Origin of the sequence: Pseudomonas putida W15Oct28 (genome assembly GCF_000708715.2) — a bacterium.
Classification (GTDB): domain Bacteria; phylum Pseudomonadota; class Gammaproteobacteria; order Pseudomonadales; family Pseudomonadaceae; genus Aquipseudomonas; species Aquipseudomonas putida_R.
The window spans coordinates 148,049-163,247 of the sequence record NZ_JENB01000009.1; the positions used below are offsets into that span (position 1 = coordinate 148,049).

Sequence of the window (15,199 nt, forward strand, 5' to 3'; positions counted from 1 at the left end):
GACCCAAGGTCAGTGGTGTACCTGTGGGAGCGGGCTTGCCCGCGAAGAGGCCCGCACAGGCATCATCCTACCCAAGGTCAGGTTGCAGATCCGCGTCACGCACCAGCCTTTCCAGTGCAACCAGGTCCGGCACCCGTGCCACCTGCTCGCCCACCTGCACCGCCGCCAGCTCCAGGCGACCCAGCGCCACATCCACATAATTCAGCTGGCTATCGAGCTTGCACGAGCGCGGGATGTCCTGCAGCAACAGCGCCAGGTAGCGCAGGCCGGTATCACCCAGCGCATTGAGCACCACCACCCGAGCCCGCTCACCGCACGGCGTCTCCCCCCCGCACGCGGCCTCGAAGCCGATCAGCGGCAGGCGCTGTTGGCGCCAGTCGATCCAGCCCAGGTGCCAGGCAGGCTCACCGCGCTGGCACAGCGGATTGCGCTGGCCGCTCAGCTCGGCCACCGCCACGTTGGGCAGCACAAGCGTACGGTCGCCCAACGGCAGCAACAGCCCGGTCAGGCTGCTGCGCTGGCCGGAGATCAGTTCAAGCATGGGTCTGGCTCCAGTGGGCAATGCTCTGCAACAGCAGCGACTCCTGATACGGCTTGCCCAGGTATTCGTTGACGCCGATGGCCATGGCACGGTCGCGATGCTTCTGCCCGGTGCGCGAGGTGATCATGATGATTGGCAGGTCCTTCAGCCGCTCGTCACGGCGAATGCGTGTGGCCACCTCGAAGCCGTCCATGCGTGGCATTTCGATGTCGAGCAGCAACACGTCGGGGCGGTGTTCTGCCAGCAGGGCCATGGCATCGACCCCGTCCTTGGCCGTCAGCACGCTCATGCCGTGGCGCTCCAGCAAGCGGCTGGTGACTTTGCGCACGGTCACCGAATCATCCACCACCATCACCAGCAACGCCCGCCGCGGCGCCGGCCCCAGCAGTTGGCGCTGGGTGCCGCCGCCGGGCAAGCGGGCCAGGCGCCGCTGCTGGCCGCGCAACTGGCCAAGCAGGTCGAGAATCAGCACCACCCGGCCATCGCCCAGCAACGTCGCCCCCGACAACCCGGCAACCGCAGCAAACTGTGGCCCCAGGCTCTTCACCACAATCTCGCGGCTGGGCGACAGGCTGTCGGCCTGGATGGCGAACGACTGCTCCTTGGAATGCACCAGCAGCACCGGCAACGGCACGCTCTGCCCCAGCAGCGCGGGGCGCGGCAGGCCTTGCAGCAACTCGCCCAGGTAGCGCAGCTCGTACTCGTGCCCGGCGTAGACATAGCGGGGCGTATCCAACTGATAACACGCCGCCAGCTCTGCCGGCGGCACACGGACGATGCCCTCGATGGTGTTGAGCGGGATGGCGTATTGCTCTTCGCCCAGGTGCACCATCAGCACACGGTTGATCGATACGGTGAACGGCAGGCGGATCAAGAAGCGCGCGCCCTTGCCCTGGGCCGACTCGATGCTCATCGCGCCACCCAGTTGCTTGACCTCCTCGTGCACCACATCCATGCCCAGGCCGCGCCCGGAAATCTGGGTGATCTTCTCGGCGGTGGAAAAGCCCGGGCGCAGGATGAACTGCAGGATCTCGTGATCGCTGAGGTTCGCCTGCGGGTCCAGCAGGCCGCGCTTGATGGCCTTGCGCCGCACTGCGTCCAGTGGCACGCCGGCACCGTCATCGGTCATTTCGATAACGATATCGGCACCTTCGTGCAGCAAATTCAGGTGGATCGTGCCCTGCTCCGGTTTGCCGGCAGCCAGGCGCGCTTCGCGGCTTTCCAGGCCATGGTCGACGGCGTTGCGCAGCATGTGCTCCAGCGGCGCCACCATACGTTCGAGCACACTGCGGTCCAGTTCGCCTTCGGCGTTGCCGACCACCAGTTCCACCTGCTTGCCCAGCTCGCTGGCCACCTGCCGCACCACACGCTGCAGGCGGGGTACCAGGCGTTCAAAGGGCACCATCAGGGTGGCGGTCAGGCCTTCCTGCAACTGGCTGTTCACCCGCGCCTGCTGCTGCAGCAGGCTGTAGGCCTCCTGGGCACGCTGGGCCAGGGTTTCCTTCAGGTCGAGCAAGTCCGAGGCAGACTCGAACAAGGCCCGCGACAGTTGCTGCAACTGCGAGTGGCGGTCCATCTCCAGGGGGTCGAAGTCGTCATAGGCATCGCTTTCGAACGGCTGACGGCTGGAGATCCGCCCCTGGGTCTCGATGTCCAGGCGCAGCAACTGGTCGCGCATGCGCTCCAGGGTGGTTTCCATCTCGTTGAGGGTGAACTGCGCATCGTTGACCTGCTGCTCGATGCGCCCGCGAATGATCGAGTGTTCGCCGGCCAGGTTGCCCAGGTCATCGAGCAACTCGGCATCAACCTTGACCATGTCGCCTGGCGCGCGCTCTGGCGCTGCCGCTGGCAAATCGCTGGCGGCGGCTTCCACCGGCCCCTGGCCGGCTGCACTGTCGGTCAGGGCTGCGCTGCTGAAGTTACGGATATAGTCGATCAGCGCTGTGGCGGCATGCAGCGGCTGCCCCAGGCGCACGGCATCGAGCATGTGCGCCAGGCGGTCATGGCAGTTCTGCAGCAAGGCGAACAGTGGCGGGCTCGGCGGCAAACGCCCGGCAGCCAGCAGCTCGTAAAGAAACTCCAGTTCGTGGGCCAGGTCACCGATCGGGGCAATTTCGACCATGCGCGCCACGCCCTTGAGGGTGTGCAGGTCGCGCATCAGGTTGTCCACCTCGACGCTGCTGCGCGGGTCGGCCTGCCAGCGCGCCAGGGATGCGGCAGCGCTCTCGACGATGTCCGAGCTTTCTTCGAGGAACACTTCCAGCAGCTCTTCGCCGGGGCTTTCCGGCTCTTCAGGCAGTGGCTCGCCCACCTCTGGCAGCAACGTGTCATGCGACAGCCCCAGGGTACCGGTCAGGTCCATGTCCGGGTGCAGCGGTGTAACCGTGTCGATGCCCACCAGGCCGGTGGCATCCGGTGCCAAGGCCTCGTCCAGCAGGTTGCGCAGGCTGTCGACAAGCTCTGGCCGTGACGCGATATCCTGCCCGGCCGCCACTTCGTCGAGCATGTCCAGCAGGGCTTCATGGGCGCGCTGCGCCTGGGCGAAAAAGCGTGCATCGGCAGGCAGGCTGCCCTCTTCTACCGCGCCGTACAGGTCCAGCAAGGCCTCGCACACTTCATCCATTTGCCACAAGTCAGCCAGGTGCGCGGCGTGGCCCAGTGTGGTCAGCTGGTCGAGCAAGGTATCCAGTGCGTCACGCTGGCCAGGCTGCTGCTGCCAGCGCGATAGCAAGGACTCGGCATCGAGCAGAATGTCCATGGCCTGGGCCAGGAAACTGGCAACCAACTGCGGGTCACGCTTGCTGCGCCGGGCATGCTGCGGGTCGTCATGCAGGCTGGCCAGGCGGCCATCTACTGCCTGGCCAACCGCTTCGATCAGTTCTGCAGCGCCTGGGATGGCTGCCAGCGGCGTGCTGTCGAGTTGCGCCAGGCCCAGATGGAACAGCGAGCGCGCGGCTTCCAGCCATTCGATCTCGGCCATTTGCAGTGGCAGTTGATGGCCCTTGTATTCACGGGCCAGGCGGTCGAAGGCGGTGGCCAGCTCGGCGACCGGCATTACCCCAGCCATGGCGGCACTGCCCTTGAGCGTGTGCAGGGCACGTTGCAGGCCGTCGCTGACCGGCGTGTCGTGGCCGTCGGCGCCCTGCAGGAAATCATCGAGGCTGGCCAGGTGGCCCTGCGCCTCACTGCGGAAGATATCCAGCAACTGTGGATCGAGGCCATCGATATAGGCCGGCGCCGGTGCGTCGTTTTCAGCCAGGGCATGCAGGTGCCCAGCCAGTTGTTCGATTTCGGTCAGTTGCGGCAGCTGGCCAGCGGCAAAGTCGGCCAGCAGATCGGGCAGATGGACGAACACCTGCTGCAGGGCCACCACGCCTTCCGGGCTGAGCACGCTGCGGCCCTCCAGCACTCGGCTCAGCAGGTGCTCGGCGCCCCAGGCCAGTTCGGCCACCGCCTCAGCATGCACCATGCGGCCACTGCCTTTGAGCGTATGCAGCGCACGGCGCACTTCCCCCAGTGCCCCGCGCTGCTGGTTGTCGGCACGCCAGCGCAGCCAGTGGCGCTCGATTTCCGGCAGCAACTCGCCCGCTTCCTCGAGGAACACCTCGCGCAGCTCGTCATCAATGCCATCGCCATTGGCATCCAGGCCCGCTCGGGCCTCGGCCTGCGCACAGTGCACGCCCAACGCCGCCAGGCTGGCACGCGCCATGTCGATGAACGGCTGGCCGTCCGCCAGCGGGTCGGCCACCCGCCACTGCAGGTAGCATTCAGCGGCGCTCAGGGCCTCGGCCAGGTGGGCCAGCTCGGCGGCTGGCGGCTCCACTTCCAGGTGCTGCAACCAACGCTGCACATAGCTTGCGCAGCCAGCGATCAGCTCGGCCACGGCGGGCAGCATCAACATGGCCAACGCCCCGCGAACCTGCTGCAACAGCCCTGGCAAGGGTTGCAGCCGCTGCCGGGGCCAGTCGGACTCAAGGTAATCGCCGATCAGGTCCTTGGCCTGCTGCAACACGTTCAGCGATTCGTTCAGCACCAGCTGGCGTATCTCGGCCAGGTCCGAGCCCGGCAGGCCGCCCTGGCCGTTTTCCTCCAGCGGGCCGACCATGCCGTTCAGGGAGGCTTCCACATACAACAGGGCGCCCGCCACATCCATCAACACCGCGTCGTCCACCACCCGCTCGCCCTGGGCCAGGGCTTGCAGCGCCAGCACCTGGTCGATGATCACCCGCCGTGGTTGCTGGAAGCCCAGTACCGCCAAGGTGTCGGCCACGTGGCGCAGCGGCGCCAGCAGGGCATCGAGCTGTTCGCTGTGCTGGCGATCGCTGCGCACGAACTGGTCCAGGCGCTCCTTTATGCGCATCAGGTCGTCGCACAGTGCCGTCACCACCGAACGCAGGGCATCGCGGCCCGGCCCGGCCTGCAATTGTTCGCGCCAGTTGCCCAGCGACAAGTCGAGGTTGGCCAGGTCGTCGGAGCCGGCAAAGCGCTGCGCAGCACCGCTGATCAGGCTGGCCTGGGCCAGTGGCTCGATGCCACGGCAGGCGCGCAGCTGGTTGAGCAGCGGCAGCATCACCAAGGGCAGGTCGTGGCGGGCACCGCGCAAGCGCTCAAGATATGAGGGCAATTGTTCCAGGCCGCGGAACAACGCACCCAGGCAATCACCCCGTGGGCTCACCTGGCCATCGGCCAGGGCCTTGGCAAACAGCTCCAGCTCTTCGGCCAGGCGCGTCGCACCCCGCAGTTCAAGCATGCGCAGGCAGCCATGCACCTGGTGCAGGTTGTCGACCACGAAGGCCAGCATCGAAAGGTCGCCGGGTTCGCCGGCAAAACGCTCCAGCGCCTGGCGGGCCTGGCCAAGGCAATCGAGGATGGCAGCCTTGGTCCAGGCCAGCGCCACTGTGTCGTGGCGTTCGGGGCTTACTGCAGCAGATGCCATGGGCACTTCCTCGGCGCGGCGCTTCACTTGGGCTCGGCTGGTGGTGGCAGGGTGAAACCGGACACCGAACGGCGCATCTCGCTGGCCATGCGGGCCAGGTGGCGGATGCTGTCGGCGGTGGCCCCGGAGCCGGCGGAGGTTTGCGCAGTAATCTGCTGGATGACCGCCATGGTGTGGGAGATCTGCCCCGCCGACGATGTCTGCAACTGGGCAGCGTCGGAGATGCTGTGGATAAGGTCGGCCAGGTTCTGCGATACCCCTTCGATCTCGGCCAGTGCCACCCCGGCATCCTGGGCCAGGCGCGCGCCGCGCACCACTTCGGCGGTGGTCTGCTCCATGGAGATCACCGCCTCGTTGGTGTCGGCCTGGATGGTGCGCACCAGCGCCTCGATCTGGCGGGTGGCCGATGACGAGCGTTCGGCCAGGCGCTGCACCTCGTCGGCGACCACGGCAAAACCACGGCCGGCCTCACCGGCCAGCGAGGCCTGGATCGCCGCGTTGAGGGCAAGGATGTTGGTCTGGTCAGCAATGTCGTCGATCAGGCTGACGATGTCGCCGATTTCCTGGGAAGACTCACCCAGGCGCTTGATCCGCTTGGCGGTGTCCTGGATCTGCTCGCGAATGTTGTCCATGCCATTGATGGTGTTGTGCACCACCTCGTTACCCTTGTTGGCGATGGCCACCGAGCGTTCGGCCACCTTGGCCGATTCGTAGGCATGCGCTGATACCCGGTCGATCGACTCGACCATGTCGCCGACCGCCTCGGAGGCCTCGCTGATCTGCGCGGCCTGGTGCTCGGAGGCCTTGGCCAGCTGGCGAGCGGTGTTCTGCGTGTCCTGCACGGCTGCGGCCACCTGCACGGCGCTATGGTTGATGGTGGCGACCAGGTCGCGCAGCTGGTCCACGGAATAGTTGATCGAGTCGGCAATGGCGCCGGTGAAGTCTTCGGTCACCGACACGGTCACGGTCAGGTCGCCATCGGCAAGCTCTTCGATTTCGTCGAGCAGGCGCATGATCGCCTGCTGGTTGCGTTCGTTCTTTTCTGCCGTTTCGCGCAGCTGGCGGTTGGTGGTGCGCACCATGACCAGGCCGATGAGGATGATCGAAGCCAGCGCCAGCAGGCCCAGGGCATAGCCGCCAACGGTGTCGAGGGTGCGCCCACCGGCCAGGTTCTCGAACCCGTTGGCCAGGTGCGACGCTTCATCGAGCAGGGTTTGCGACAGGCTGAAGATGTTGCCCGCAGCCTCGCGCACGCGGAACAGTTCGGGCGAGGTTTCGAGGATTTCATCCACAGAGCCGGCGACGAACTGGAACAGTTCGGCGATTTCGGCCAGGCGCGCGCGGGCGTCGGCGTCTTCCACGCGGGTTACCTGGATTGCCGAGTTGCCGCTGAGCATGCCCTCCAGTACCTGGCCAAAACGCCCGGCATCGCGGCCAAAGGCGTCGGCCGCCTGGGCTGCGGTGTCGTCACCGGCCAGCACGGTGTTGACCGAACCGAGGATGCGCTCGGCCAGCAGCAGCTGGCGCTGGGCTACCGCCACCTGGTTGGCCGGGGCGCCGCTTTGCAGCAGGATCTCGACCACCTTCTCGTATTCCACCTGCAACTGCGGCACGGTTTCGGCCAGCGTCGCTGCCACCTGGTGCAGCGACAGCACGGTCTGCTCGCTGGCCAGGATGGTGTCGGTGTTCTTGCGCAGGTTTTCCCAGTCGCGGCGTACCGATTCCATCTCGTCACGCACCGTGGGCGGCGCGGGCGGCAGGCCGGTGGACTTGTCACCCTGGCGCAGGTAGCCCCAGCGCCGTTCAAAATCGTTGCGGGCATCCGACAGCAGCTTGAAGGCCAGTGCCTTGCCGGCAGCGGCTTCGGTGGCGTTCTTGGCGATGCGTTGCGACAGCACCCGCAGTTCGCCGGCATGGCCGATGTACTGCTTGTCGTAGTTGGATTGGGTGTTCAGGTACGCGAAGTTGGCGAACAACAGGATGATCGACAGGATCAGGATCAAAAACAGCACAGTGATCTGCGCGATGCTGCGGGTACGCGGGCTCACGGTGGTGGCGGTGACGGAGGTGGCAGGCTTGTTCACGTTCGCAGGTCCTATAACGCCACATCGAGAAAGCCCGGCGCCTGGGCCAGAGCGAAGGGGCTGAAGATCGCCCAATTGCGTTCACGCGGGAAATGCCCCTGCACAAAACGTGCAGCGGCGCGCAGCAGTGGCTGCGGCGGCGACAGCTGCAGGCTGTCCAGGTCAAAGTGCTGCAAGCCCAGTACCTCGTCCACCAGCAGGCCGACGAACAGGGCTTCGTGGTCCAGCACCAGCACCCGCCGTTGCTTGCCCGGGGCGACGTGGCCCAGGCCGAAGAAGCTGCTCAAGTCCATCACCGGCAACAACCGGCCGCGCAGGTTGGCTACCCCGCACACCCATGGCTGCACACCGGGGACGCGGCTGCTGCGCGGTTCGCGCAGCACCTCGGCCACCTCGCCCATGGGCGCGACAAACCACTGCCCGGCAATGCGAAAACCGATACCGCTCCACTGTTGCAGGCGGTTGTCCTGCGGCGGTTGGTCGGCGACCAGCAGGCGGCAGCGCCGATCAATGTCCAGCAACAGCTCGAAGGCGGTCAGCGACGCGCCTTGCGGGCGGGTGGTCAAGCGCCTAGCACTTCTTTGAGCTTGGCGATCAGGTCGTCTTCTTCCACAGGCTTGGTCACGAAACCCCTCGCGCCCTGGCGCTTTGCCCAGATGCGATCGGTTTCCTGGTCTTTGGTGGTAACGACCAATACTGGAATGGCGCTGGTCTCGGGGTCCTTGCTCAATTGCCGGGTCGCCTGGAAGCCGTTGAGCACAGGCATGACGATATCCATCAGCACTGCATCAGGCTTTGCCTGGCGCGCCAGAGCCACGCCATCGGCACCGTTGCTGGCTTTGAGCACCTCATGACCGTGCTTTTCAAGCCATCCGGCCAATTTGTACATCTCTGTCGGCGAGTCGTCGACAATCAGAACTCGGGCCATGCTGTTTCCCCATCAGGAAAGTAAGGCCGTGCCATGGCGGGGCGCGGTCAGGGTGCGTGTTGTTGAGGCGCAGTAAACCCGGGCACGTGGGCACGGATCGCGTCGAGCAGCTCTTCCTTGCTGAACGGTTTGGTCAGGAACTGATCAGAGCCGACCACCCGGCCGCGGGCCTTGTCGAACAGCCCGTCGCGCGACGACAGCAGGATGACCGGGGTGTCCTTGAAAGCACTGTTGTGCTTGATCACGGCGCAGGTCTGGTAGCCGTCCAGGCGCGGCATCAGCACATCGACGAAGATGATGCTGGGCCGGTGGTCGACGATCTTGGCCAGGGCATCGAAGCCATCGCTGGCGGTGATCACCTCGCAGCCCGCTTCACCGAGCAGCATCTGCGCGGTGCGGCGGATCGTGCGGGAATCGTCGATCACCATCACCTTCAGGGGTTGTTCCATAGACGCCTACCAATGGAAATTAGCTGCACTTTTAGCATACTCCGGGTGGCCATTCCATCTGCGCCGCCCCTTGACCGGCGGCGTTCGCGGCGCCACCCTGAGCCACTTTTCTATCGCCATCGCGGCCACCTGCCGCCAAGAGGAACCACCCCATGAGCGTTCGCCTCGGCATTGTCATGGACCCCATCGCGTCCATCTCCTACAAGAAGGACAGCTCGCTGGCCATGCTGCTGGCCGCCCAGGCACGCGGCTGGAGCCTGTTCTACATGGAACAGCAAGACCTGTACCAGGGCGAAAGCAAGGCCCGCGCCCGCATGCGCCCGCTGAAGGTGTTTGCCGACCCGGCGCACTGGTTCGAGCTGGGCGAGGAGCAGGACAGCCCGCTGGCCGAGCTGGACGTGATCCTGATGCGCAAGGACCCACCCTTCGATATGGAGTTCGTCTACAGCACCTACCTGCTGGAGCAGGCCGAGAATGATGGCGTGCTGGTGGTCAACCGCCCGCAGAGCCTGCGCGACTGCAACGAAAAGATGTTCGCCACGTTGTTCCCGCAGTGCACCACCCCCACCCTGGTCAGCCGCCGCCCGGACATCATTCGCGAATTTGCGGCCAAGCATGTTGACGTGATCCTCAAGCCGCTGGATGGCATGGGCGGTACGTCGATCTTCCGCCACCGCGCTGGCGACCCCAACCTGTCGGTGATCCTGGAAACCCTGACCGCACTGGGCACCCAGCAGATCATGGCCCAGGCCTACCTGCCAGCGATCAAGGACGGCGACAAACGCATCCTGATGATCGACGGCGAGCCGGTGGACTACTGCCTGGCGCGTATTCCGGCCAGCGGCGAGACCCGCGGCAACCTGGCCGCCGGCGGGCGTGGCGAGGCGCGCCCGCTGACCGAGCGCGACCGCTGGATCGCCGCCCAGGTCGGCCCGACCCTGCGCGAAAAGGGCCTGTTGTTCGTGGGCCTGGACGTGATCGGCGACTACCTCACCGAAATCAACGTCACCAGCCCCACCTGCATCCGCGAGATCGATGCCGCCTTCAACACCGATATCGGTGGCAAACTGATGGATGCCATTGATCGCAAGCTCAAGGCACGCTGACAGCCAACGCGAAGCAAAACCCTGGAGTGGGGTATGATGCCGGTTCTATTCGACTGAGCTGCTGCCCCGCCCTGCGGTTGCTGGATACCTGATGACGCTGCCCGCTGACATCCCTGCCGACCTGCTGCCTCCCCGTGTTCGCCCGGTGGACCGGCTCGGCTTTACCCTGTTCCTGGCTGCCCTGGTGCACCTGGCGCTGATTCTTGGCGTCGGCTTCACCGTGGTCAAACCTGCCGAAATCCGCCACACCATGGACATCACCCTGGCCACCTTCAAGAGCGAGAAAGCGCCCGAGAAGGCCGATTTCCAGGCTCAGGAAAACCAGCAGGGCAGCGGCACGCTGGACAAGAAAGCGGTGCCCACCACCACCGAGCTGGCGCCCTTCCAGGACAGCAAGATCAACAAGATCACCCCGCCACCCGCCGCCAGGCCCGAGGTGGTACCACCCCCTACCCCACAAAAGTCGGCGGTAGTGACGACTGCGCCCAAGCCGCAGAAGGTCGAACCCAAGCCCAAGGAAAGCAAGGCACAGCCCAAGCCGGCCGCGCCAGCGCCAGACTTCGACAGCTCGCAATTGTCCAGCCAGATCGCCAGCCTGGAGGCAGAGCTGTCCAACGAACAGCAGATGTACGCGAAGCGCCCGCGCATCCACCGCCTGAACGCCGCTTCGACCATGCGCGACAAGGGCGCCTGGTACAAGGAAGAGTGGCGCAAGAAGGTCGAGCGGGTGGGCAACCTGAACTACCCCGACGAAGCACGCCGGCAACAGATCTACGGCAACCTGCGGATGATGGTATCGATCAACCGTGATGGCTCGCTGTACGAAGTGCTGGTACTGGAATCGTCCGGGCAGCAGGTACTGGACCAGGCAGCGCAACGCATCGTGCGGCTGGCGGCGCCGTTTGCACCGTTCACCGGGGACCTGGCCGAGTTTGACCGGCTGGAGATCATTCGTACCTGGCGCTTTGCCCGTGGGGACCGCTTGTCCAGTAACTGATTTTCTGGCTGTACTGGCCCATTCGCGGGCACGCCCGCTCCCACAGGATCTTCATTGAATCTGGAGCTTGTGGGGTAACTGTGGGAGCGGGCATGCCCGCGAATAGGCCTGTACAAGCGACACAAATCCGCACCTTGTCAGCCTCGCCACCTGGCGCCACACTATCCCCCATGAAAACCCTCGCCCCGAGCTACCTCAAGCACCAGTTCCTGATCGCCATGCCGCACATGGCCGATCCGAACTTCGCCCAGACCCTCACGTACATCGTCGAGCACAATGAGCATGGCGCCATGGGCCTGGTGGTCAACCGGCCGCAGGAACTGAGCCTGGCCGACATCCTCGAGCAACTGCGCCCGGACGAAACGCCGCCGGCCAGCACCTTGCAGGTGCCGATCTACCAGGGTGGCCCGGTACAAACCGACCGTGGCTTCGTACTGCACAGCAGCGAATGCAGCTTCCAGGCCACCGTGGCCCTGGAAGGGCTGTCGCTGACCACATCGCAGGATGTGCTGCTCGCCATTGCCGCCGGGGTAGGCCCGAAACAGAGCCTGATCACGTTGGGGTATGCCGGCTGGGAAGCGGGGCAACTGGAAGCGGAACTGGCCGACAACGCCTGGCTCAACTGCCCGTTCGACCCACAAATCATCTTTGACCGCGCCAGCGACCTGCGCCTGGAAGCAGCGGCCGCCAGCCTTGGGATCAACCTGCACCTGCTGACCAGCCAGGCGGGCCACGCCTGATGGCTGAACTACGCCTATTGCTGGGTTTCGACTACGGCAGCAAACAGATCGGCGTGGCTGTCGGCCAGGTAATCACCGGCCAAGCCCGCGAGTTGTGCACCCTGAAAGCGCAGAACGGCGTGCCGGACTGGGCTCAGGTGGAAAAACTCATCAATGAGTGGAAACCCGATGCCATTGTCGTCGGCCTGCCATTGAACATGGACGGCACACCCAGCGAAATGAGCGCCCGCGCTGAAAAGTTCGCCCGCCGCCTGAACGGCCGTTTCAACCTGCCCGTGCACACCCATGACGAACGCCTGACCACCTTCGAGGCCAAGGGCGAGCGCATGGCCCGTGGCGGCCAGCGCGGCAGCTACCGCGACAACCCGGTCGATGCCATCGCCGCCGCCCTGTTGCTGCAAGGCTGGCTGGAGGCCAATACCTGATCATCTTTGCCGCCGGGCCCGCCCGGCGCACCCTTCCGAGGAGCCCGCAATGAGCCTACCCAATCCCGCCGACCTGATTCGGCAGATGGCTGTCGACCTTCGTGCCCACCTGGCGCGCCGGGCAATTACCGAGCCCCGTTACATCGGTATCCGCACCGGCGGTGTCTGGGTTGCCCAGGCCCTGCAGGAAGCCATGGGCGACAGCAGCCCAATGGGCACCCTCGACGTCTCGTTCTACCGCGACGACTTCAGCCAGAACGGCCTGCACCCACAAGTGCGCCCGTCCGAGCTGCCGTTCGAGGTCGAAGGCCAGCACCTGGTGCTGGTGGATGACGTGCTGATGAGCGGTCGCACCATCCGTGCGGCGCTCAACGAACTGTTCGATTACGGCCGCCCGGCCAGCGTCACCCTGGTCTGCCTGCTGGACCTGGATGCCGGCGAATTGCCGATCCGTCCGAATGTGCTCGGTGCCACCCTGTCGCTGGCCGCCCATGAACGGGTAAAATTGACCGGACCCGCACCGCTCGCCCTCGAGCGCCAGGACCTCGCCTCCGCTTCCGCCCTTTAAGAGTCCCCCGCGATGACGCCAATCGACGCCAAGCGCCCGCTGCAGCTCAATGATCAGGGCCAGCTGCGCCACTTCCTCTCGCTCGACGGTTTGCCCCGCGAACTGCTCACCGAGATCCTCGACACCGCCGACTCCTTCCTGGAAGTCGGTGCCCGGGCCGTGAAGAAAGTCCCGTTGCTGCGCGGCAAGACCGTGTGCAACGTGTTCTTCGAGAACTCGACCCGTACCCGCACCACCTTCGAACTGGCGGCCCAGCGCCTGTCGGCCGACGTGATCAGCCTGAACGTGTCGACCTCCTCGACCAGCAAGGGCGAGACGCTGTTCGACACCCTGCGCAACCTCGAAGCCATGGCTGCCGACATGTTCGTCGTGCGCCACTCCGACTCCGGCGCCGCGCACTTCATCGCCGAGCACGTATGCCCGGATGTCGCCGTGATCAACGGCGGTGACGGCCGCCACGCGCACCCGACCCAGGGCATGCTCGACATGCTCACCATTCGCCGCCACAAGGGCAGCTTCGAGAACCTCTCGGTAGCCATCGTCGGCGACATCCTGCACTCGCGCGTGGCCCGCTCCGACATGCTGGCGCTCAAGGCGCTGGGCTGCCCGGACATCCGCGTGATCGGCCCGAAAACCCTGATCCCTATCGGCATCGAGCAGTACGGCGTGAAGGTCTACACCGACTTGGCCGAAGGCCTGAAGGATGTCGACGTGGTGATCATGCTGCGCCTGCAGCGTGAGCGCATGGCCGGCGGCCTGCTGCCCAGCGAAGGCGAGTTCTACCGCCTGTTCGGGCTGACCACCGCGCGCCTGGCCGGGGCCAAGCCCGACGCCATCGTCATGCACCCGGGCCCGATCAACCGTGGCGTGGAAATCGAGTCGGCGGTGGCCGACGGCAAGCACTCGGTGATCCTCAATCAGGTCACCTACGGCATCGCCGTGCGCATGGCCGTGCTGTCCATGGCCATGAGCGGGCAAAACGCGCAACGTCAATTCGACCAGGAGAACGCCCAGTGACCATCAGTATTCTTGGCGCCCGGGTCATCGATCCCAAGACTGGCCTGGACCAGGTCACCGACCTGCACCTGGACGGTGGCCGCATTGCCGCCATCGGCGCCGCGCCGGCCGGTTTCAGCGCCAGCCGCACGATCCAGGCCGATGGCCTGGTCGCCGCACCTGGCCTGGTCGACCTGGGCGTGTCCCTGCGCGAGCCGGGTTACAGCCGCAAAGGCAACATTGCCAGCGAAACCCGCGCTGCCGTGGCCGGCGGTGTCACCAGCCTGTGCTGCCCGCCGCAGACCAAGCCGGTGCTGGACACCTCGGCGGTGGCCGAGCTGATCCTGGACCGCGCCCGCGAGGCCGCCAACAGCAAGGTGTACCCAATCGGCGCCCTGACCAAAGGCCTTGAAGGCGAGCAACTGGCCGAGCTGGTGGCCCTGCGCGACACCGGTTGCGTGGCCTTCGGCAACGGCCTGAAACAAATCCCCAACAACCGTACCCTGGCCCGCGCCCTGGAGTACGCCGCCACCTTCGACCTGACCGTGGTGTTCCACTCCCAGGACCGCGACCTGGCCGAGGGTGGCCTGGCCCACGAAGGCGCCATGGCCAGCTTCCTCGGCCTGCCGGGTATCCCGGAAAGTGCCGAAACCGTGGCCCTGGCGCGCAACCTGCTGCTGGTGGAACAAAGCGGCGTGCGTGCGCACTTCAGCCAGATCACCAGCGCCCGTGGCGCACAGTTGATTGCCCAGGCACAGGAACTCGGCCTGCCGGTGACCGCCGATGTGGCGCTGTACCAGCTGATACTCACCGATGAGTCGCTGCGCGAGTTTTCCAGCCTGTACCACGTGCAGCCACCGCTGCGCACCGCCAAGGACCGGGATGGCCTGCGCGCCGCGGTCAAATCGGGCGTGATCCAGGCGATTTCCAGCCATCACCAGCCCCATGAGCGCGACGCCAAGCTGGCCCCGTTCGGCGCCACCGAGCCGGGCATCAGCAGCGTCGAGTTGCTGCTGCCACTGGCCATGACCCTGGTGCAGGACGGCCTGCTCGACCTGCCTACCTTGCTCGCCCGCCTGAGCAGCGGCCCGGCTGCAGCCCTGCGCCTGCCGGCCGGTGAGCTGAAAGTGGGTGGCGCGGCCGACCTGATGCTGTTCGACCCGCAAGCCTCCACCGTTGCCGGCGAGCAGTGGTTCTCGCGTGGCGAGAACTGCCCGTTCATCGGCCACTGCCTGCCGGGTGCGGTGCGTTATACCTTGGTCGATGGGCACGTCTGCCACGAGGCCTGAGTAACATGCTTCGCGGGCACGCCCGCTCCCACAGGATCACCACCATTCCAAGGCATGTGGTAACCCTGTGGGAGCGGGCATGCCCGCGAATGCCCTCGCGCGGTTCCCCCTGCCAAGCGCGACCATTCATCCCCGACGGT

The 15,199-nt window shown here is 65.7% G+C and carries 13 protein-coding genes; 7 read left to right on the forward strand and 6 right to left on the reverse strand.

Annotated features, from left to right (window positions below; genetic code table 11):
* Nucleotides 1-67: 67 nt before the first annotated feature.
* The 6 genes from AK81_RS08540 to AK81_RS08565 are packed head-to-tail and all read right to left on the reverse strand — an operon-like array spanning nt 68 to nt 8,938.
* On the reverse strand, nt 68-541 hold the full coding sequence (locus AK81_RS08540; RefSeq protein WP_043198267.1) for a chemotaxis protein CheW: 474 nt from the start codon (nt 539-541) through the stop codon (nt 68-70).
* Nucleotides 534-5,477, reverse strand: a complete 4,944-nt coding sequence (locus AK81_RS08545) for a hybrid sensor histidine kinase/response regulator (protein WP_043198269.1) — start codon at nt 5,475-5,477, stop codon at nt 534-536. Before AK81_RS08545 ends, AK81_RS08540 begins: the two co-directional genes overlap by 8 nt.
* 23 nt (nt 5,478-5,500) lie before the next feature.
* Nucleotides 5,501-7,525: a methyl-accepting chemotaxis protein gene (locus tag AK81_RS08550; RefSeq protein WP_241496066.1), complete on the reverse strand. Its 2,025-nt coding sequence runs from the start codon at nt 7,523-7,525 to the stop codon at nt 5,501-5,503.
* Between the two features lie 47 nt (nt 7,526-7,572).
* Nucleotides 7,573-8,127: a chemotaxis protein CheW gene (locus AK81_RS08555; RefSeq protein WP_043198273.1), complete on the reverse strand. Its 555-nt coding sequence runs from the start codon at nt 8,125-8,127 to the stop codon at nt 7,573-7,575.
* Nucleotides 8,124-8,489, reverse strand: a complete 366-nt coding sequence (gene pilH / locus AK81_RS08560; RefSeq protein WP_016489541.1) for a twitching motility response regulator PilH — start codon at nt 8,487-8,489, stop codon at nt 8,124-8,126. Before pilH ends, AK81_RS08555 begins: the two co-directional genes overlap by 4 nt.
* A 47-nt stretch (nt 8,490-8,536) precedes the next feature.
* The gene (locus tag AK81_RS08565) at nt 8,537-8,938 is read right to left on the reverse strand and encodes a response regulator (protein WP_043198274.1); all 402 of its coding nucleotides are present in this window, start codon (nt 8,936-8,938) and stop codon (nt 8,537-8,539) included.
* Nucleotides 8,939-9,090: 152 nt separating this feature from the next.
* On the opposite strand from AK81_RS08565, the gene gshB reads away from it, so the two are divergent.
* The 7 genes from gshB to AK81_RS08600 all read left to right on the forward strand — a co-directional run bounded on the left by gshB (nt 9,091) and on the right by AK81_RS08600 (nt 15,059).
* The gene (gene gshB, locus AK81_RS08570; RefSeq protein ID WP_043198276.1) at nt 9,091-10,044 is read left to right on the forward strand and encodes a glutathione synthase; all 954 of its coding nucleotides are present in this window, start codon (nt 9,091-9,093) and stop codon (nt 10,042-10,044) included.
* 91 nt (nt 10,045-10,135) lie between these two features.
* The gene (locus AK81_RS08575; protein WP_043198277.1) at nt 10,136-11,041 is read left to right on the forward strand and encodes an energy transducer TonB; all 906 of its coding nucleotides are present in this window, start codon (nt 10,136-10,138) and stop codon (nt 11,039-11,041) included.
* 170 nt (nt 11,042-11,211) lie between these two features.
* Nucleotides 11,212-11,781 carry a YqgE/AlgH family protein gene (locus AK81_RS08580; RefSeq protein ID WP_043198278.1) on the forward strand — a complete coding sequence of 190 codons (570 nt, stop codon included), beginning with the start codon at nt 11,212-11,214 and terminating at the stop codon, nt 11,779-11,781.
* Entirely contained in the window at nt 11,781-12,206 is a 426-nt protein-coding gene (gene ruvX / locus AK81_RS08585; protein WP_016489546.1) for a Holliday junction resolvase RuvX, read from the forward strand. Before AK81_RS08580 ends, ruvX begins: the two co-directional genes overlap by 1 nt.
* 49 nt (nt 12,207-12,255) lie before the next feature.
* On the forward strand, nt 12,256-12,774 hold the full coding sequence (gene pyrR, locus AK81_RS08590) for a bifunctional pyr operon transcriptional regulator/uracil phosphoribosyltransferase PyrR (protein WP_016489547.1): 519 nt from the start codon (nt 12,256-12,258) through the stop codon (nt 12,772-12,774).
* 12 nt (nt 12,775-12,786) lie between these two features.
* Nucleotides 12,787-13,791, forward strand: coding sequence for an aspartate carbamoyltransferase catalytic subunit (locus AK81_RS08595; protein WP_008099987.1), 1,005 nt, complete (start codon nt 12,787-12,789; stop codon nt 13,789-13,791).
* Complete coding sequence (locus AK81_RS08600; protein WP_043198279.1) at nt 13,788-15,059, forward strand: dihydroorotase; 1,272 nt, start codon at nt 13,788-13,790, stop codon at nt 15,057-15,059. The genes AK81_RS08595 and AK81_RS08600 overlap by 4 nt, the downstream gene beginning before the upstream one ends.
* The last annotated feature ends 140 nt before the right edge of the window (nt 15,060-15,199 follow it).